We start from the raw sequence: 17,587 nt of genomic DNA, 5'->3' as shown, positions 1-17,587 counted from the left end.
CTTTTTTCATCCGATCAGGTTGCTGATTTATGTTTGAAAACCTTTTACAAAACCTGGGGCTCTCCGCCTTCAGCCTCAAGGGCTTCGGCCCGTTGCTGTTGGAAGGCACTTGGATGACCATCAAATTATCGGTGTTGTCGCTTTTGGTGGCCGTGTTGCTCGGTCTGCTGGGCGCCAGTGCCAAGCTGTCAAAAGTCAAACTGGTGCGGGTCCCTGCCCAGATGTACACCACACTGATTCGCGGCGTGCCGGACCTGGTGTTGATGCTGCTGATTTTCTACAGCCTGCAAACCTGGCTGACGTCGTTGACTGACTTTCTGGAATGGGAATACATCGAGATCAACCCGTTCAGCGCCGGGGTCATCACCCTGGGCTTCATTTATGGCGCGTATTTCACCGAAACCTTCCGGGGCGCGATCCTCGCGGTACCTCGTGGCCAGGTCGAAGCCGCCACCGCCTATGGCCTCAAACGCGGCCAGCGTTTTCGTTTCGTGGTGTTCCCGCAGATGATGCGTTTTGCTCTGCCAGGTATCGGCAACAACTGGATGGTGATGCTCAAGGCCACCGCGCTGGTGTCGATCATCGGCCTCGCCGATCTGGTCAAGGCTGCCCAGGACGCCGGTAAAAGCACCTATCAACTGTTTTACTTCCTGGTACTGGCCGCCATGATTTACCTGCTGATCACCAGCGCTTCCAACGTCGTCCTGCGCTGGCTCGAACGCCGCTACGCCGCCGGTTCCCGGGAGGCCGTACGATGATCGAACTCCTGCAGGAATACTGGAAACCCTTCCTCTATACCGATGGCTACCACATCACTGGCCTGGCCATGACCATGTGGCTACTCAGCGCCTCGATCTTCGTCGGTTTTCTGGTGTCGATCCCGCTGTCCATCGCCCGGGTCTCGCCGCACTACTACATCCGTTGGCCGGTGCAGTTCTACACCTACCTGTTCCGGGGTACGCCGCTGTATATCCAGCTGCTGATTTGCTACACCGGCATTTACAGCCTGGCCGCCGTGCGTGCCCAGCCCGTGCTGGATGCGTTTTTCCGCGATGCGATGAACTGCACCATCCTGGCCTTTGCCCTGAACACGTGCGCGTACACCACGGAGATCTTCTCCGGAGCCATTCGCAGCATGAACCATGGTGAAGTCGAAGCCGCGAAAGCCTATGGTCTGACAGGCTGGAAGCTGTATGCCTACGTGATCATGCCGTCAGCCCTGCGTCGCTCGTTGCCCTATTACAGCAACGAAGTGATTCTGATGCTGCACTCGACCACTGTGGCGTTCACTGCAACGATCCCGGACATCCTGAAAGTCGCTCGGGACGCCAACTCGGCGACGTTCCTGACCTTTCAGTCATTCGGCATCGCTGCGCTGATCTACCTGACCGTGACCTTTGCGCTGGTCGGCCTGTTCCGTCTCGCCGAACGCCGATGGCTGGCGTTTCTTGGGCCGACCCACTAGGACCCGCTTTAGGAATAAAGAGACATGCGCCACACGATTCATGACCTGCTGACCCCGCTGCCTGGGACCGCACGACAGATACACAGTTTCCACTTCGGCCCGGAGTCGGCCAAAGGCAAGATCTACATCCAGTCATCCCTGCACGCCGATGAAATGCCCGGCATGCTGGTCGCCTGGCACCTCAAGCAGCGTTTGGCGGAGCTGGAAGCCGCCGGCCGCCTGCGCAGCGAAATCGTTCTGGTCCCGGTGGCCAACCCGGTCGGCCTGGAACAAGTGGTGATGGATGTGCCACTGGGCCGCTATGAGCTGGAAAGCGGGCAGAACTTCAATCGCTGGTTCGTGGATTTGAGTGAAGAGGTCGGCAATGAAATCGAAGGCCGGCTCGGCGACGATCCCCGGCACAACCTCGAACTGATTCGCGACAGCCTGCGGGGCGCCCTCGCCCGGCAGACCGCTGGCACTCAACTGCAATCCCAGCGCCTGATCCTGCAACGCCTGGCCTGCGATGCCGATATGGTGCTGGACTTGCACTGCGATTTCGAAGCGGTCGCGCACCTCTACACCACGCCCGAGGCCTGGCCTCTGGTCGAGCCGCTGGCCCGTTACATCGGAGCTGAAGCCAGTCTGCTGGCCACCGACTCCGGCGGTCAGTCGTTCGATGAGTGTTTCACCCTGCTCTGGTGGCAGCTGAAAGAACGCTTCGGCGAGTTTTTCGACATACCGCTCGGCAGTATCTCGGTCACCGTCGAATTGCGCGGCCAAGGTGACGTCAATCACCCTCTGGCCAGTCTCGATAGCCAGGCATTGATCGATTACCTGATTCATTACGGCGCAATCGCCGGCGAACCGGCGCCACTGCCCGAACTGCCCTACCCGGCCACGCCGCTGGCCGGTGTCGAACCGGTGGCCACGCCTGTGGGCGGGCTGCTGGTATTTGCCGCGCTGCCGGGGGAATACCTTGAAGCCGGGCAACTGATCGCCGAAATCATTGACCCGATTCTTGATCGTGTCACCCCTGTCCATTGCACCGCCGCCGGGTTGATGTACGCCCGTTCGCTGCGCCGCATGGCCACTGCCGGCATGGTGATCGCCCATGTCGCGGGCACCGAAGCCTATCGCAGCGGCTATCTACTTTCGCCTTGAGGATGCATGCCCCATGTACAAACTGACCATCGAAGGCCTGCATAAAAGCTATGGCGATCATGAAGTACTCAAAGGTGTGTCGCTCAAGGCCAACACCGGCGATGTCATCAGCCTGATCGGCGCCAGCGGCTCGGGCAAAAGTACCTTCCTGCGTTGCATCAACTTTCTCGAACAACCCAACGACGGTGCCATGAGCCTCGATGGCCAGAACATCCGCATGATCAAGGATCGCCATGGCATGCACGTGGCCGATGCCGATGAACTGCAACGGATCCGCACCCGTCTGGCCATGGTGTTCCAGCACTTCAACCTGTGGAGCCACATGACAGTGCTGGAAAACATCACCATGGCGCCGCGCCGGGTCCTGGGCTGTGACAAGAAAGAGGCTGAAGACCGTGCCCGACGTTACCTCGACAAGGTCGGTCTGGCGCCACGGGTGGCGGATCAGTACCCGGCGTTTCTCTCCGGCGGCCAGCAACAGCGTGTGGCGATTGCCCGCGCGCTGGCCATGGAGCCGGAAGTCATGCTGTTCGACGAACCGACCTCGGCGCTCGACCCGGAACTGGTGGGTGAAGTGCTGAAAGTGATCCAAGGTTTGGCCGAAGAGGGCCGGACCATGATCATGGTCACCCACGAAATGAGCTTTGCGCGCAAAGTGTCGAGCCAGGTGCTGTTTTTGCACCAAGGACTGGTGGAGGAAGAAGGCGCGCCGGAAGACGTGCTGGGCAATCCGAGAAGTGAACGGCTAAAGCAGTTCCTCAGCGGCAACCTGAAATAAATCGGCCGCACACCTACAAGCGAAGCCCGTTAGCGATGGCGCGCGTCCTGATCTCAAGTTTATGTAGGAGCGAGCTTGCTCGCGAAGGTCGATAACGATGACGCGTTTTTCCTGAATAAACGCGTTGCGTTCAAGTCCTTCGCAAGCGGGCTCGCTCCTACAAGGTCGCCGGGGTAGGGTTTCAAGCAACAGGAGCGGGAGGCGGCTCATCCGGCAGGGTGGGCTCTCCGGGCTCCATAGGTTGTTCGTTTGGCGTATCGGGATCAGGCTGGCCGGGGATGCCCCCTGCCATGCTGACGGGCGGATGTGCCAACAAGGACCAGGCCAAAACGCCAACCTGATTGGGCTCAAGCCTTGCCAGTTCGGCACTTATTCGTGGATCGATCTTCATACAGCACTCCTGAGCAATGGCCCGTTCCGCTGTACGCGAACCGGGCAGTTCCCCCCAATAGAGTGTCTACCCACTCAAGAATTCCCGCTAGCTACCAGATGAATGGATCAGGTGCGTGGCAGGGTGACGCCGAGCTGGCCCTGATACTTGCCGCCACGGTCCTTATAGGAGACTTCGCACTCTTCGTCGGATTCGAAGAACAACATCTGCGCCACGCCTTCATTGGCATAGATTTTCGCCGGCAGGGTCGTGGTGTTGGAGAACTCCAGGGTCACGTGGCCTTCCCACTCCGGCTCAAGCGGCGTCACGTTGACGATAATACCGCAGCGCGCGTAGGTGCTTTTACCGAGGCAGATGGTCAGTACGTTGCGCGGAATGCGGAAAAATTCCACGGTGCGCGCCAGGGCGAAGGAGTTCGGCGGAATGATGCAGACGTCACTCTTGACGTCGACGAAGCTCTTTTCGTCGAAATTCTTCGGATCGACGGTCGCCGAATTGATATTGGTGAACACTTTGAATTCATCGGCGCAACGCACGTCGTAGCCGTAGCTCGACACACCGTAGGAAATCACTCGGTCGGCGCCTTCGCCGCGCATCTGGCGCTCGACGAAGGGCTCGATCATGCCGTGCTCTTGCGCCATGCGGCGAATCCACTTGTCCGATTTGATGCTCATGGCGGGTGTCCTGAATAGCGAGGTGGAAAAATTCTGTCCGGCATCTTACCGGGGCGCGCCGCCGGGTTCAAAGTCCGGGGTGCAAATCTTGCCGATCCCCCGTAATTAGCGGGGCTTGTGGACAATCTGATGGACCGTCAGTCATGAAAACAGAGAAACCTTCGCAAGAAGCATTGGCACGTTCCGGAAAAAGGGTTAAGGTGGCGCCACTGTGCTGCTTGTGTCACTGAGAATCTCTACACGATATGTTGAATTTCGATCCAACCATCTACAAGAATTTTTCCTGCTCTTTGCACTCAGTCTCGGCCAGGGTTCTTCCTGAGTCGCAGTTATCTTTGTTCAAGGAGTTACACCATGTCTAATCGCCAAACCGGTACCGTTAAGTGGTTCAACGATGAAAAAGGCTTCGGCTTCATCACTCCACAATCCGGTGACGACCTGTTCGTTCACTTCAAAGCTATCCAATCCGACGGCTTCAAAAGCCTGAAAGAAGGCCAACAGGTTTCTTTCATCGCTACCCGCGGTCAGAAAGGCATGCAAGCTGAAGAAGTTCAAGTTATCTAACTTGTACTTGCTTTAGTAAAAGGCCCCGCCCTCAAAAGCGGGGCTTTTTTGTGGGCGAGTGTTTTTCGTCATGCAAAAAAGATTTTTTCGACGCCTACCAGGTCACGCCAAACCCTGCCGTATACCGAGTCTTGTTCTGATCAGCTTCATCGCTACCGGTGATGATGTCCTTCTCGGCTTTCAGGCTCAGCGACGCCCACTCGGTGACCTTATAGCGCAGGCCCATCTCGGCATCCAACGCATAATCGGCCACGCCGGATAATGGCTTGGCGACTTCGCCATTACTCGCCTTCCGCGGTATGTCGCCATCTGCCATGCCGCGCAGTGGTCTTGAAATCGATGCCGTAGTCATCGGTGTCGTTTTCCACCCTTCGATAATCCAGCGCGGCGCGACTACGAGCTTAGGCTTGAGTATCTGCTGGATACTCGCGAGCTCAACGGTCTTGGAGGCCTCGCCGTTGGCCAGGATCACCTTGCCGTCGCCTGCCGCCTGCAGCGACTTGGCTTTCTCGCCCGCGGGTTTCTGGACACCATCAGCAAATACGAGCTCAAGATTGCGAAAAAAAGTCGGGATTATCCGCAGGAGTAAGACCCTGGCAAGGACTGACCCGACCATTTCCATTGAGTTCATTTCTCAATTGATGATCAAGGACTTACTCTACGAACGGCGATCGATTGTAGGAGCGAGCGAGCTCGCGATAAATTTGAACGCGGCGTTTTGCTCCAGGCAGTTCTCGCCATCGTTAACACCCATCGCGAGCAAGCTCGCTCCCACAGGAAATCCGGACGTGTCCGACATTGAACCCGAAAGCGCGGCGCAAATCCGACGCACGGCGCTCTACCTGACACTGGCCCAAGTCCCCGAGGGCAAAGTCGTCAGTTATGGCCAGCTCGCCGAACTGGCGGGCCTGGGTCGCGCCGCCCGCTGGGTCGGGCGCACACTGAGCCAATTGCCGAGTGACAGCAAACTGCCCTGGCACCGTGTACTCGGCGCCGGGGGGCGTATCAGCCTGCCTGTTGGCAGCCCTTCGGGGGATGAACAACGTGCGCGTTTGCGCATGGAGGGTGTCAGTATCCTGAACAATCGTGTTGATATTCAGCGCCATGGCTGGCGTCCGGTAGACCACAGCGGTTAGAGTGCGCGCTTTGTTTCCGTAACTCTTGAGGCAGACTCCAGCCCATGCCCCGTAAAACCTGGCGCGCCGCGCTCGCCGCCTATGCCAGCCCTTCAACGCTCGTGCTGTTGCTGCTCGGCTTCGCCGCTGGCCTGCCCTACATGTTGGTGTTTTCGACACTTTCGGTCTGGCTCCGTGAAGCCGGTGTGGCTCGCGAAACCATTGGCTATGCAAGCCTGATCGGCTTGGCCTACGCCTTTAAATGGGTGTGGTCCCCCCTGCTCGACCAATGGCGCCTGCCCCTGCTCGGCAAGCTTGGCCGCCGCCGCTCCTGGCTTGTGCTGGCCCAATCGCTGGTGATCCTTGGCCTGATCGGCATGGGTTTCTGCGACCCGCAAAAACACTTGTCCTGGCTGATCGCCATTGCCGTGGTCGTTGCATTCGCTTCGGCGACGCAAGACATCGCCGTGGATGCCTATCGCCTGGAAATCGCTGAAGACAGTCGCCAGGCTGCACTGGCCGCCAGTTACATGTCCGGCTATCGGATCGCGGCGTTGCTGGCCACCGCTGGCGCGCTGTTCGTCGCGGAAGGCTTCGGCTCCACCGGCTTCAACTACAAGCATTCAGCCTGGACTGGCACCTACGTGCTGTTCGGCGCCTTGATGATCCCTGCCCTGCTCACCACCCTGTTCATGCGCGAGCCACCGGTACCCCTGCGCACTCAGCTTCAGGCCGGACGCTATAGCTTTGTTCATCAGCTGGCGTCGGTGTTTGTCCTCATCGTGTTGCTGGTGTCCGTACCGGCCATGTTTACCCAGCTCTACAACACGGACTTCGCCAGCGTGCTGTTCGGCGGCGTGAGCCTGCTCGACCTGCTGCTCGAAGACCGCGCCTTTCTGCGTGCGATCCTCTACACCCTCCTCACCGCCCTGTGCCTTTCGACCATGGGGCGCCGCGGCCTGGCGCCAGTGCTTACGCCAGTCAACGACTTTATCCTGCGCTACCGCTGGCAAGCCTTCCTGCTGCTAGGGCTGATTGCCACCTATCGAATGTCCGACACGGTCATGGGCGTGATGGCCAACGTGTTTTACATCGACCAGGGCTTTACCAAGGATCAGATCGCCGGCGTCAGCAAGATCTTCGGCCTGATCATGACCCTGTTCGGCGCCGGCATGGGCGGCTTACTGATCGTACGTTTCGGCATCCTGCCGATCCTGTTCATCGGCGGCCTGGCCTCGGCCGGCACCAACCTGCTGTTCGTGATGCTCGCCGACATGGGCACCAATCTGAACATGCTGATCGTCACCATCTCGCTGGACAACTTCAGCTCGGGCATGGCGACTTCGGCCTTCGTGGCTTACCTGTCGAGCCTGACCAACCTCAAATTCTCCGCCACCCAGTACGCCCTGCTCAGCTCGATCATGCTCTTGCTGCCACGCCTGATTGGCGGCTACTCGGGGGTCATGGTCGAAAAGTTCGGCTACCATAATTTCTTCATCATGACCGCCCTGCTCGGTGTTCCGACGCTGCTGCTGATTGCCCTGCACTGGTTTCAGGAAAACCGTCGAGCCGGCCCGACGCCATCACCCGAACCGGTGCCGACGCAGGTTGCGGAAGAGTCGTAGGAAACGTCCGTAATGGCGGGAGGTTTCCCGCCATCCGGTCACGCCGCCGCCCGCACTTCTGTACGCCAGCGGATCTCGCCCGTACAATGCTCAGTCATTTCTCGTCATCAGCAACCGACAACGGCCAACCATGCGCACCAGTCAATTTTTGCTCGCCACACAGAAAGAAACGCCTTCCGATGCGGTCGTGATCAGCCATCAGCTGATGCTGCGCGCCGGCATGATCCGCAAACTCGCCTCGGGCCTGTACACCTGGCTGCCGATGGGCTTGCGAGTGATGCGCAAGGTCGAAGCCGTCGTTCGTGAAGAAATGAACGCCGCCGGCTCTCTCGAAGTGTTGATGCCGAGCACTCAACCGGCTGAGCTGTGGCAGGAATCCGGTCGCTGGGAAGAATACGGCCCTGAATTGCTGCGTTTCAAAGATCGCCACGGTCGCGACTTCTGCGCTGGCCCAACCCACGAAGAAGTCATCACCGACCTGATGCGCAACGAGTTGAGCAGCTACAAACAGCTGCCAATCAACCTGTATCAGATCCAGACCAAATTCCGTGACGAAATCCGTCCACGCTTCGGTTTGATGCGCGGCCGCGAATTCATCATGAAGGACGCCTACTCCTTCCATGCTGACCAGCCATCGCTGCAGGTCACCTATGACCGCATGCACCAGGCGTACTGCAACGTGTTCACCCGTCTGGGCCTGAAGTTCCGTCCCGTTGAAGCCGATAACGGCTCGATTGGCGGTGCCGGCTCCCACGAATTCCACGTTCTGGCCGAATCCGGCGAAGACGATATCGTCTTCAGCAACGGCTCCGACTACGCCGCGAACATCGAGAAAGCCGAAGCCGTGCCGCGCGAAACCTCCCGTGCGCTGCCTGCCGAAGAACTGCGCCTGGTCGACACCCCGAACGCCAAGACCATCGCGCAACTGGTCGAAGGTTTCAACCTGCCGATCGAGAAGACCATCAAGACCTTGGTGGTTCACGCTGAAGAGAAGGGCAAGCTGATTGCCCTGATCATCCGTGGCGACCACGAGCTGAACGAAATCAAGGCCGCCAACCAGCCTGGCGTAGCCAGCCCGCTGGTCATGGCGTCCGAGTCCGAACTGCGTGACGCCATTGGCGCCGGTGCCGGTTCCCTTGGCCCGTTGAACCTGCCGCTGCCGATCATCATCGACCGTTCCGTCGAGCTGATGAGCGACTTCGGTATCGGTGCCAACATCGACGACAAGCACTACTTCGGCGTGAACTGGGAGCGCGATCTGCCGGTTCCAACCGTTGCCGACCTGCGTAACGTGGTAGCCGGCGACCCTAGCCCTGACGGCAAAGGCACGCTGGAAATCAAGCGCGGCATCGAAGTCGGGCACATCTTCCAGCTGGGCAACAAGTACAGCAAAGCGATGAAGTGCGAAGTGCTGGGCGAGAACGGCAAGCCGGTCACGCTGGAAATGGGCTGCTACGGCATCGGCGTTTCCCGCGTGGTTGCTGCCGCCATCGAGCAGAACAACGACGCCAACGGCATCATCTGGAGCGACACGTTGGCGCCATTCCAGATTGCACTGGTGCCGCTGCGCTACGAAACCGACCAGGTCCGCGAAGCCACCGACAAGCTGTACGCAGAACTGACTGCCGCCGGGTTCGAAGTGCTGCTGGATGATCGTGACAAAAAGACCAGCCCGGGCATCAAGTTCGCGGACATGGAGCTGATCGGCATTCCTCACCGGATCGTGGTCAGTGACCGCGGCCTTGCCGAAGGCAATCTGGAATACAAGAGCCGCACTGAGCCTGAGGCGCAAGCGCTGCCGGTCGCTGACGTGCTGTCTTTCCTCCAGGCCCGTATCCGCCGCTGACACCAGATAGAGAAGTCATGTTCAAGCGAAACACCTTAGGCCTCGGTGGTGCCGCCCTGTGCGGCACCCTGCTGGTCAGCGGTTGTGCCAATCACATGTCACAACGCAGTGAGCACGAGGAACGCGTCGAGCGCAAACTGCTCGATCACAGCCTGCAGATCGATGTCGGCGAGCCCAAGATGCTTGAGCTACCGCAACGCCGGGTGAAAATTCACGAGCAGAAGACGTTCGAAATCACCGAGTTCGAAGTCACGCGCCACTATGACCGCTACACGCCCTACCAACCCTGGCGGGAAGTCTACGAGATTCCGCTGGGCGCGGTGGCCTTGGTGGCCGGTGTCGGTGCGAACGTGGTCAACGTGTTCGCCCTTGGTCATCTGCCGGACAGCATGACGAAGGACTGGCTCAACTATGGTATCGCCGGGCTCAACCCGTTCATGAACATGCAGTCCCATGGCCGTGCGCAACAGAACCTGGCAGGCATCGACGAAGTTCAGCGCGACAAACGCACCGAATACTCGAGTTTGCCCTGGAGCGAGCGTCCGGTTGAGGTCAAGGCCGGCAAGGAAACCTTCGAACTGACCACCGACAAAAACGGCGTATTGCGCCTGAACCTGCTGGACAGTCCGTTCGCCGAACATGACACCAATCATTTGAGCCGACTGCTGATCAGGGTCGCAGACAGCCAGGATGATGTGCACACCGATTCATCCCTGGCGATCAGCAGCTCATTGCGGGGCAAACTGCTGGAAGCGCACAGCTTGATTTACGATGACCTCGAAGACGATGAAGTGAGCCAGTGGGTGCACCGGGTCAAACGTCTGTCGGAGCTGGGTCTGGAAGAAGAAGCCAGTGAGTTGGAACAAAGCCTGATCGAGCTGACGCGCAACGATCCCGAACTGCAAACCGAGTTCCTCAAGTCGCTGACGAAGGATGCCGGTCGATTGGTGGCGGATCCTGGGCCGAACTAAAAGCAAAAGCTTCGCGGGCAAGCCTCGCTCCTACAAGGGTATGCGATACCTGTAGGAGCGAGGCTTGCCCGCGAAGAGGCCCTCACCTCCACCGCAAAACTACCGTTCAAACAACTCCATCTGCTCAAATCCGCCCCGCAAATCCTCCAGCCGCACCCCTACCCCCAACAAACGCACCGGTTTCCCGCCCCGATTGAAGGCTTGGGTCAGCAATAACTGATAGCTCCCCAAATCCCGCCCTGCCCCGGCCTGTTCCAACGTAGTCTGGGTGAAGTCATGGAATTTCACTTTGACGAACGGTTTGCCCGGCCGATAGCTACTGTCGATCCGCGCCATGCGGCTGCCCAGGGTTTCCAGCAACTCGGGTAACTTATCCAGGCAACTGACCAGATCCGGCAGGTCAACGTCATAGGTGTTTTCGACACTGATCGACTGCCGACGACTGTCGTTGTGCACCAGCCGATCATCGATCCCACGCGCCAGGTTCCAGAGTCGCTCGCCGAAACTGCCAAATTCTCGCACCAGTGCCAACTTGTCCCACTCACGCAAATGCGAGCAATCGACGATGCCGAGCCTGCCCAGTTTATCGGCGGTGACTTTGCCAACACCGTGCAACTTGCTGACAGGCAAACCGCTGACAAAGTCCTCGACCTGATCCGGTGTAATAACGAACAAACCGTTGGGCTTTTTCCAGTCACTGGCGATTTTGGCGAGAAATTTGTTTGGCGCCACACCGGCAGAAACGGTGATGTGCAACTGGTTGGAGACTCGCCGCCGGATGTCCTGGGCAATTCGCGTGGCGCTGCCGCCGAAATGTGCGCTCTCCGACACGTCGAGATAAGCCTCATCGAGAGAAAGCGGTTCGATCAAGTCGGTGTAATCGCGAAAGATTGTATGAATTTCCTTCGATGCTTCTCTATAAGCGTCCATGCGCGGCTTGACGATGGTCAGGTCCGGGCACAGCTTCAGCGCATGCCCGGAAGACATGGCCGAGCGAACACCATACGCCCGCGCTTCATAGTTGCAGGTGGCGATCACCCCGCGCCGATCCGCCGAACCGCCCACCGCCAAAGGTTTACCGGCCAGGCGCGGGTCGTCACGCATCTCGATGGCGGCGTAGAAGCAGTCACAGTCGACGTGGATGATTTTTCGCTGCGTCATATAAAAGCGGTGTTCATGGCGATGAAAGGGCGTCATAGCGTGCCGGAAAAGCAGTATCTCACTGACACCTGTATATAGCACCAGTAGTCTGAATGTTCTTTTCCATCCGTAGGAAAAGCACCGGGTGAATTTATTTTATCAATCGACAAGCCCATCCCAATAGAGCTGAAAGCCTTGCCACGCCTGCCTTACAGCCGATTACACTGCCCTCTTTTTTCCGCTAAGCGATTGAACCAGAAGAGTTTTATCCAGATTGAAGGTTGACAGCCCTGCAATCCTCTGTAGAATGCCGACACACAGACGCGGGATGGAGCAGTCTGGTAGCTCGTCGGGCTCATAACCCGAAGGTCGTCGGTTCAAATCCGGCTCCCGCAACCAAACATCAAAAAAGGCTACTCGAAAGAGTGGCCTTTTTTGTGCGTGTCAGTTTTATAAAAACCGACGCATATAACGTTCGTGCGCAGAAATGAGAAATCGTTCTGATTCCAAAACTTAAGACACCTCCACGACCGTTCGATGTTCTTTTACGCTTATTTGACCCTATTCAGGATTAACGGTTGACACCCCGGCGTATCTCTATAGAATGCCGCCACACAGACGCGGGATGGAGCAGTCTGGTAGCTCGTCGGGCTCATAACCCGAAGGTCGTCGGTTCAAATCCGGCTCCCGCAACCAAACATCAAAAAAGGCTGCTCGAAAGAGTGGCCTTTTTTGTATCTGTTGAAAAAGTCCTTTCGCAACAATGATCTGTCACTGTGTAGTGAACCGTTCGGGACCACCAGACTCTGAGTTCAGACTATGCTGAATCGCAGACAGGCCCTTCGACGACCGATGACGTGCCGTCGCCGAATACCGGTGAGAGGCGTTAATATTTGTGATTATTTTTTTCTACAGGGATTGGTAACTTGGCTCGATACCCCCATCCTGTCGCGCACAATCCAAGAGGTGATTGATGCGCGCCAACTCGTCTGATTTACAAGACACCGTCACAGCGACACAACCGATCAAAGCCGAGCGCCTGCGCCTGCTTGATCGAATCAGCAAATACCGTCAGCCCATCGGCCTGGCCGTCACATTGCTGTTGTTCGCTATCGCGCTGATTGCCTGTCGCCATCTGTTGAGCGAGCTGGACCTGTACGCTCTGCACGACTCGATTCTTGACGTCCCTAAACCGGCGTTGCTCGGCGCGCTCGGCGCGACCGTGGTCGGTTTTATAATTTTGCTGGGCTATGAGTGGTCGGCCAGCCGTTATGCCGGCGTGACGCTGGCACCGCGAACACTCGCACTGGGCGGCTTTACCGCGTTCGCCATTGGCAATGCCATCGGCCTGTCGATGCTGTCGGGTGGCTCGGTTCGCTACCGTTTATATGCACGACATGGCCTGGGCGCCGCTGAAGTCGCCCACATGACGTTGTTCGCCAGCCTCTCACTCGGTTGCGCCCTGCCCCCGCTCGCCGCCCTGGCGACCCTCAGCGACCTGCCTGCGGCCTCCGTGGCGCTGGGCCTGCCCGCGATATTGCTGGGCTCGATTGCCGTGGCGTTGCTGCTGCTGTTCTCGGTCCTGGCCATCGGCATCTACCGCCGCCGCCTGCCGGACCAGCCTTACCCGGATAACCTGCTGGTCAAGGTCGGACGCCGCACCTTGCGCCTGCCCGGCCGCCGATTGACCTTTCTGCAACTGATCATCACGGCCCTGGACGTGGCTGCTGCCGCGACCGTGCTCTACCTGTTGCTGCCCGAAGCACCGCCCTTCGGCGCATTCCTGCTGGTGTACCTGCTGGCGTTGGCCGCCGGCGTGCTCAGCCATGTGCCCGGCGGCGTCGGGGTATTCGAAGCGATCCTGCTGGCCGCCTTCTCCGACACACTCGGCGCGGCACCGTTGGCGGCAGCCTTGCTGCTCTATCGCCTGATCTATGTGGTGCTGCCATTGCTGGTGGCCTGCGTGTTCCTGCTGATCAACGAAGGTCAGCGCCTGTTTCAGTCGCGCCAGTCCTTGAGGGTTGCATCGGGCCTCGCGGCGCCGATTCTCGCGGTGCTGGTGTTCCTGTCCGGTGTGGTTCTGCTGTTCTCCGGTGCGACGCCGGAAATCGACACCCGCCTGGAGCACATCGGCTTTCTGATCCCGCATCGATTGGTCGACGCCTCGCACTTCGGCGCCAGCCTGATCGGTGTTCTTTGCCTGCTACTGGCCCAGGGCCTGCGTCGGCGACTGTCGGCCGCGTGGATGCTGACCACCATTCTGTTGCTGGTCGGCGCCCTGCTCTCTTTGCTTAAAGGTTTCGATTGGGAAGAAGCCTGCCTGATGACCCTGACCGCGAGCCTGCTGGGGGTTTTCCGGCGCTCGTTCTATCGTGCCAGCCGTCTGACCGAAGTGCCGTTCTCGCCGCTGTATCTGGTGTCCAGTCTCTGCGTACTCGGCGCATCGATGTGGCTGCTGTTGTTTGCCTATCAGGACGTTCCGTACAGCCATCAACTCTGGTGGCAGTTCACCCTCGATGCCGACGCCCCTCGCGGATTGCGCTCACTGCTCGGGGCTGCCGTGCTGTTGCTGGTGGTGTCCCTGACCTGGCTGTTGCGCACAGCGCGCCCGGTGATCCATCTGCCGACAACGGAAGAACTGGACCGCGCAGCGAAGATCCTCATGGCCTCCGCCCAACCGGATGGCGGCCTGGCGCTGACCGGCGACAAGGCGCTGTTGTTTCACCCTAACGACGAAGCGTTCCTGATGTACGCCCGCCGTGGCCGCAGTCTGGTGGCGCTGTATGACCCGATCGGCCCGACACAGCAACGGGCGGAAATGATCTGGCAGTTCCGCGACCTCTGCGACATCCATCACGCCCGCCCTGTGTTCTATCAAGTGCGCGCCGAGAATCTGCCGTACTACATGGACATCGGCCTGACCGCGATCAAGCTCGGCGAAGAAGCCCGGGTCAATCTGCAGAGTTTTGATCTCGAGGCCAAAGGCAAAGAGATGAAGGACCTGCGCTACACCTGGAATCGTGGCACCCGCGACGGCTTGTCGCTGGAAATCCATGAGCCCGGGCAAGCACCGATGAATGAGCTCAAGGTGATTTCCGATGCCTGGCTGACCGGCAAGAATGTGCGTGAGAAAGGCTTCTCCCTCGGCCGTTTCAGCGATGACTACCTCAAACATTTCCGCATCGCGGTGATTCGCTTCGAGGGGCGCCCAGTGGCATTCGCCAACCTGCTTGAGACCTACGGCCATGATTTGGCCAGTCTCGACCTGATGCGCGCACACCCGGACGCCCCAAAGCTGACCATGGAGTTCATGATGATCGGCTTGATACAGCATTATAAAAACCATGGATATGCACGGTTCAGCCTGGGCATGGTGCCATTGTCGGGACTTCAACCCCGTCGGGGCGCGCCACTGACTCAGCGTCTGGGTTCGATGGTTTTCCGCCGTGGTGAGCAGCTCTACAACTTCCAAGGCTTGCGCCGCTTCAAAGACAAATTCCAGCCTGACTGGGAACCCCGTTATATGGCCGTGCCCGCCGGACTCGATCCGCTGGTAGCCCTGGCCGATACTGCAGCCCTGATTGCGGGCGGCTTGACCGGATTGGTGAAACGCTGATGATTCAACGCTCCTTGCGGTACGTTCTGGCCACACTGGTAGTGCTGGCCCTGATTCTCGGTGGCGGTTACTGGTACCTTAAACGCCCGGCACCAGAACCGACCCTCGAACTGTTGACGCCCGCCAATGGCACCGTGATGACCCGCGTCATTCCTGGCAATACGCCACGTGCCCAGGTGCTGGTGGCGGTCAACGATGAGCAGAAACTCAGCGACCAACAACTGATGACCCTGAGCCGCACCGGCTCGGCGCAGATCGTTCAGGTGATTCTGCCCAAGGACTGCCTGCTGCAAAGTCGTGCCCTGCAAACAGCCTTGAGAGAACTCAAAGGCCCGGCCACCCTGGTCAGCGGCATTGGACCAGGTGCCGTGTTGGCGTGGCGCTGGTTGTCCGAGCAGAAGAATGACAAGGCCCAGGCCATTTCCGTCGATCTGGCGCTGGAAAAACCCGGCTGCACCCACCTGCTGCCCAAAAGCGCCGCTCACGGCCGCTGGCTGGTAGCCTGGAACGACAACCCGGACGACACCAGCGCTGGCTTCGTGCGAGACCAACCCAACGCCGAAACCAGCATCAGCGACTACGACATCAACTTGCCGCAGGTGCTGAACAACGAACTGCGCAAGATCCTCGTCGGTGGCGACAAAGCTGCTGGCGGCCTGCAGATTCCAGTGGTCGAAGTCCCGGCCGGTCAGGCCAAGGACACCGTCACACTGTTCCTGTCCGGTGATGGAGGCTGGCGCGACCTGGACCGCGACGTCGCGGGCGAAATGGCGAAGATCGGCTACCCGGTCGTCGGGATCGACACCCTGCGCTACTACTGGCAGCACAAGAGCCCGGAGCAAAGCGCCCTGGACCTCGCCGAACTGATGCAGCACTACCGGCAGAAATGGGGCACCAAACGCTTCATCCTGACCGGCTACTCCTTCGGTGCCGACGTTCTGCCGGCCATCTACAACCGCCTGGAGCCAGCGGAACAACAGCGTGTCGACGCAATCATCCTGTTGGCCTTCGCTCGCACCGGCAGCTTCGAAATCGAAGTCGAAGGCTGGCTCGGCAACGCCGGCAAAGAAGCCGCCACCGGCCCGGAAATGGCCAAGCTGCCGCCCGAGAAAGTGGTATGCATCTACGGTGAAGAAGAAGTCGACGAAAGCGGCTGCACCGACAAGACGGCGGTGGGCGAAGCGATGAAACTGCCTGGCGGCCATCACTTCGACGAGAACTACCCGGCGCTGGCCCAGCGTCTGGTAGACATTATCGTCAAGCGACAAGCCAAGGATGAGGCGGCGGCTGAGTAGGAGCGAGCTTGCTCGCGAAGGACTCTAGAGCGACACACTCATCCTGGATGAATGCGTTATCGTTCACGTTCATCGCGAGCAAGCTCGCGCCTACAGGGCCCAACGATCTTTGGGCCCGCGTTTAGTTTCGTTTACTTTTGGTGTCGCAATATCGGATGGCGCCCACAGACCTTGTAGGCAAACTCCGAATCGCTCGTTTGGGCACTTTGATGCCTTGTTGTGCTTTTCTTCGACGGGATACTCTCCGGACGTCGCTGACCATTCAGCGATCGGGTGTGGTAACCCGGCGAAACCAGCGCAACAGCGCCTTCATCTCGAACACAGGCATTTTTATGTCTGCGATCTCGAATTATGGCGGCTGTGCGTGGGACGCCCTCGGGCGTGCCGGTTTCCTTGGTTCCCGGTTTACCACCCTGCGTACAGCTGCCTCCCTTTCGTGTGGTAACGAAAATGGCAGCTCCTCGAACCAGGAGTAAAACCATGAGCAAAACCAATCCGCACGCCCCCTCAGAACTGAAAACCATCGGCTTCACCCCCTTCATCTACTGCTCAAACCAGCCGCTATTCCATGTCACGCGAGACGTTCCCCTCGGTGATGCGTTAGCCATGGCTTCTGATTTTTTGTTCCTTGCCAAGGAACTGACCAGAGATGCTGCCTTTAACCGTGATACCGACCGACACATCTGGGCCGCGCATTATCTGACGGCCATGAGCAAGGCAGTGGTTGATGATGCAATGAAGGTGCTGCAGCGACCTGTTCGGACAAAGGCAGAATCTGAAGTAGAACGGCCTGAAAGCAACTAAAGGCTTTTTCATACATACAGACACCGCAAATCCCCCTGTGGGAGAGCCTGCTCGCGAAAGCGGTGTATCAGTAACCATTGATATTGGCTGACACGACGCCTTCGCGAGCAGGCTCGCTCCCACAGGGATCTTCATTGCCTTGAGGACGAGACACCGACCA

General features: G+C 58.8%; 15 protein-coding genes, 2 tRNA genes and 1 pseudogene. 14 read left to right on the top strand and 4 right to left on the bottom strand.

Going from position 1 to position 17,587, the window contains the following annotated elements; translation table 11 throughout:
* Nucleotides 1-29 precede the first annotated feature (29 nt).
* From ACM6IR_RS03345 to ACM6IR_RS03330, 4 genes are read left to right on the top strand one after another with little or no spacing between them, the layout of a single operon-like run.
* Nucleotides 30-758, top strand: coding sequence for an ABC transporter permease (locus tag ACM6IR_RS03345; protein WP_414906372.1), 729 nt, complete (start codon nucleotides 30-32; stop codon nucleotides 756-758).
* Complete coding sequence (locus ACM6IR_RS03340; protein ID WP_414906371.1) at nucleotides 755-1,465, top strand: ABC transporter permease; 711 nt, start codon at nucleotides 755-757, stop codon at nucleotides 1,463-1,465. Before ACM6IR_RS03345 ends, ACM6IR_RS03340 begins: the two co-directional genes overlap by 4 nt.
* A 24-nt stretch (nucleotides 1,466-1,489) precedes the next feature.
* On the top strand, nucleotides 1,490-2,608 hold the full coding sequence (locus ACM6IR_RS03335; RefSeq protein ID WP_414906370.1) for a succinylglutamate desuccinylase/aspartoacylase family protein: 1,119 nt from the start codon (nucleotides 1,490-1,492) through the stop codon (nucleotides 2,606-2,608).
* A gap of 13 nt (nucleotides 2,609-2,621) precedes the next feature.
* Nucleotides 2,622-3,386, top strand: coding sequence for an ABC transporter ATP-binding protein (locus tag ACM6IR_RS03330; protein WP_414906369.1), 765 nt, complete (start codon nucleotides 2,622-2,624; stop codon nucleotides 3,384-3,386).
* Nucleotides 3,387-3,567: 181 nt separating this feature from the next.
* Here the strand turns inward: ACM6IR_RS03330 and ACM6IR_RS03325 are convergent, their stop codons facing one another.
* Together ACM6IR_RS03325 and dcd are read right to left on the bottom strand one after the other, a co-directional pair.
* A complete protein-coding gene (locus ACM6IR_RS03325) occupies nucleotides 3,568-3,777 on the bottom strand; it encodes a hypothetical protein (RefSeq protein WP_150718635.1) in 210 nt (69 codons plus the stop codon).
* A 107-nt stretch (nucleotides 3,778-3,884) separates the two neighbouring features.
* Nucleotides 3,885-4,451, bottom strand: coding sequence for a dCTP deaminase (gene dcd, locus ACM6IR_RS03320; RefSeq protein ID WP_414906368.1), 567 nt, complete (start codon nucleotides 4,449-4,451; stop codon nucleotides 3,885-3,887).
* 354 nt (nucleotides 4,452-4,805) lie between these two features.
* On the opposite strand from dcd, the gene ACM6IR_RS03315 reads away from it, so the two are divergent.
* Nucleotides 4,806-5,015 (top strand): cold-shock protein, encoded by a 210-nt coding sequence (locus ACM6IR_RS03315; RefSeq protein ID WP_002554837.1) that lies wholly within the window; start codon nucleotides 4,806-4,808, stop codon nucleotides 5,013-5,015.
* A 94-nt stretch (nucleotides 5,016-5,109) separates the two neighbouring features.
* Here the strand turns inward: ACM6IR_RS03315 and ACM6IR_RS03310 are convergent.
* A pseudogene (locus ACM6IR_RS03310) lies at nucleotides 5,110-5,532 on the bottom strand (DUF481 domain-containing protein); the annotation flags it as partial.
* A 235-nt stretch (nucleotides 5,533-5,767) separates the two neighbouring features.
* Here ACM6IR_RS03310 and ACM6IR_RS03305 point away from each other — a divergent pair.
* From ACM6IR_RS03305 to ACM6IR_RS03290, 4 genes are all read left to right on the top strand, one after another.
* Complete coding sequence (locus ACM6IR_RS03305; RefSeq protein ID WP_414906444.1) at nucleotides 5,768-6,151, top strand: MGMT family protein; 384 nt, start codon at nucleotides 5,768-5,770, stop codon at nucleotides 6,149-6,151.
* Between the two features lie 44 nt (nucleotides 6,152-6,195).
* Nucleotides 6,196-7,755 carry an AmpG family muropeptide MFS transporter gene (locus tag ACM6IR_RS03300; RefSeq protein WP_414906367.1) on the top strand — a complete coding sequence of 520 codons (1,560 nt, stop codon included), beginning with the start codon at nucleotides 6,196-6,198 and terminating at the stop codon, nucleotides 7,753-7,755.
* Nucleotides 7,756-7,885: 130 nt separating this feature from the next.
* The gene (locus tag ACM6IR_RS03295; RefSeq protein ID WP_414906366.1) at nucleotides 7,886-9,601 is read left to right on the top strand and encodes a proline--tRNA ligase; all 1,716 of its coding nucleotides are present in this window, start codon (nucleotides 7,886-7,888) and stop codon (nucleotides 9,599-9,601) included.
* Nucleotides 9,602-9,618: 17 nt separating this feature from the next.
* Complete coding sequence (locus ACM6IR_RS03290) at nucleotides 9,619-10,572, top strand: hypothetical protein (RefSeq protein ID WP_414906365.1); 954 nt, start codon at nucleotides 9,619-9,621, stop codon at nucleotides 10,570-10,572.
* A gap of 99 nt (nucleotides 10,573-10,671) precedes the next feature.
* Here ACM6IR_RS03290 and dinB read toward each other — a convergent pair whose 3' ends face one another.
* Entirely contained in the window at nucleotides 10,672-11,733 is a 1,062-nt protein-coding gene (gene dinB / locus ACM6IR_RS03285; protein ID WP_414906364.1) for a DNA polymerase IV, read from the bottom strand.
* Nucleotides 11,734-12,034: 301 nt separating this feature from the next.
* On the opposite strand from dinB, the gene ACM6IR_RS03280 reads away from it, so the two are divergent.
* The 5 genes from ACM6IR_RS03280 to ACM6IR_RS03260 all read left to right on the top strand — a co-directional run bounded on the left by ACM6IR_RS03280 (nucleotide 12,035) and on the right by ACM6IR_RS03260 (nucleotide 17,427).
* Nucleotides 12,035-12,111, top strand: a tRNA-Met gene (locus ACM6IR_RS03280).
* Between the two features lie 220 nt (nucleotides 12,112-12,331).
* Nucleotides 12,332-12,408, top strand: a tRNA-Met gene (locus tag ACM6IR_RS03275).
* A 277-nt stretch (nucleotides 12,409-12,685) separates the two neighbouring features.
* Complete coding sequence (mprF, locus tag ACM6IR_RS03270; RefSeq protein WP_414906363.1) at nucleotides 12,686-15,328, top strand: bifunctional lysylphosphatidylglycerol flippase/synthetase MprF; 2,643 nt, start codon at nucleotides 12,686-12,688, stop codon at nucleotides 15,326-15,328.
* Nucleotides 15,328-16,623 carry a virulence factor family protein gene (locus ACM6IR_RS03265; protein ID WP_414906362.1) on the top strand — a complete coding sequence of 432 codons (1,296 nt, stop codon included), beginning with the start codon at nucleotides 15,328-15,330 and terminating at the stop codon, nucleotides 16,621-16,623. The genes mprF and ACM6IR_RS03265 overlap by 1 nt, the downstream gene beginning before the upstream one ends.
* A 480-nt stretch (nucleotides 16,624-17,103) precedes the next feature.
* The gene (locus ACM6IR_RS03260) at nucleotides 17,104-17,427 is read left to right on the top strand and encodes a DUF3077 domain-containing protein (RefSeq protein ID WP_414906361.1); all 324 of its coding nucleotides are present in this window, start codon (nucleotides 17,104-17,106) and stop codon (nucleotides 17,425-17,427) included.
* The last annotated feature ends 160 nt before the right edge of the window (nucleotides 17,428-17,587 follow it).

It is taken from the genome of Pseudomonas sp. IT-P253 (genome assembly GCF_949768125.1).
Classification (GTDB): Bacteria; Pseudomonadota; Gammaproteobacteria; order Pseudomonadales; family Pseudomonadaceae; genus Aquipseudomonas.
Note: the sequence above shows the minus strand (reverse complement) of the source record. Positions and strands in the feature narration are given on the sequence as shown.

Bases quoted from the DNA above. Each gene is read 5' to 3' on its own strand.
- ACM6IR_RS03345 (WP_414906372.1), top strand. From the start codon at position 30: ATGTTTGAAAACCTTTTACAAAACCTGGGGCTCTCCGCCTTCAGCCTC.
- ACM6IR_RS03340 (WP_414906371.1), top strand. From the start codon at position 755: ATGATCGAACTCCTGCAGGAATACTGGAAACCCTTCCTCTATACCGAT.
- ACM6IR_RS03335 (WP_414906370.1), top strand. From the start codon at position 1,490: ATGCGCCACACGATTCATGACCTGCTGACCCCGCTGCCTGGGACCGCA.
- ACM6IR_RS03330 (WP_414906369.1), top strand. From the start codon at position 2,622: ATGTACAAACTGACCATCGAAGGCCTGCATAAAAGCTATGGCGATCAT.
- ACM6IR_RS03325 (WP_150718635.1), bottom strand. From the start codon at position 3,777: ATGAAGATCGATCCACGAATAAGTGCCGAACTGGCAAGGCTTGAGCCC.
- dcd (WP_414906368.1), bottom strand. From the start codon at position 4,451: ATGAGCATCAAATCGGACAAGTGGATTCGCCGCATGGCGCAAGAGCAC.
- ACM6IR_RS03315 (WP_002554837.1), top strand. From the start codon at position 4,806: ATGTCTAATCGCCAAACCGGTACCGTTAAGTGGTTCAACGATGAAAAA.
- ACM6IR_RS03300 (WP_414906367.1), top strand. From the start codon at position 6,196: ATGCCCCGTAAAACCTGGCGCGCCGCGCTCGCCGCCTATGCCAGCCCT.
- ACM6IR_RS03295 (WP_414906366.1), top strand. From the start codon at position 7,886: ATGCGCACCAGTCAATTTTTGCTCGCCACACAGAAAGAAACGCCTTCC.
- ACM6IR_RS03290 (WP_414906365.1), top strand. From the start codon at position 9,619: ATGTTCAAGCGAAACACCTTAGGCCTCGGTGGTGCCGCCCTGTGCGGC.
- dinB (WP_414906364.1), bottom strand. From the start codon at position 11,733: ATGACGCAGCGAAAAATCATCCACGTCGACTGTGACTGCTTCTACGCC.
- mprF (WP_414906363.1), top strand. From the start codon at position 12,686: ATGCGCGCCAACTCGTCTGATTTACAAGACACCGTCACAGCGACACAA.
- ACM6IR_RS03265 (WP_414906362.1), top strand. From the start codon at position 15,328: ATGATTCAACGCTCCTTGCGGTACGTTCTGGCCACACTGGTAGTGCTG.
- ACM6IR_RS03260 (WP_414906361.1), top strand. From the start codon at position 17,104: ATGAGCAAAACCAATCCGCACGCCCCCTCAGAACTGAAAACCATCGGC.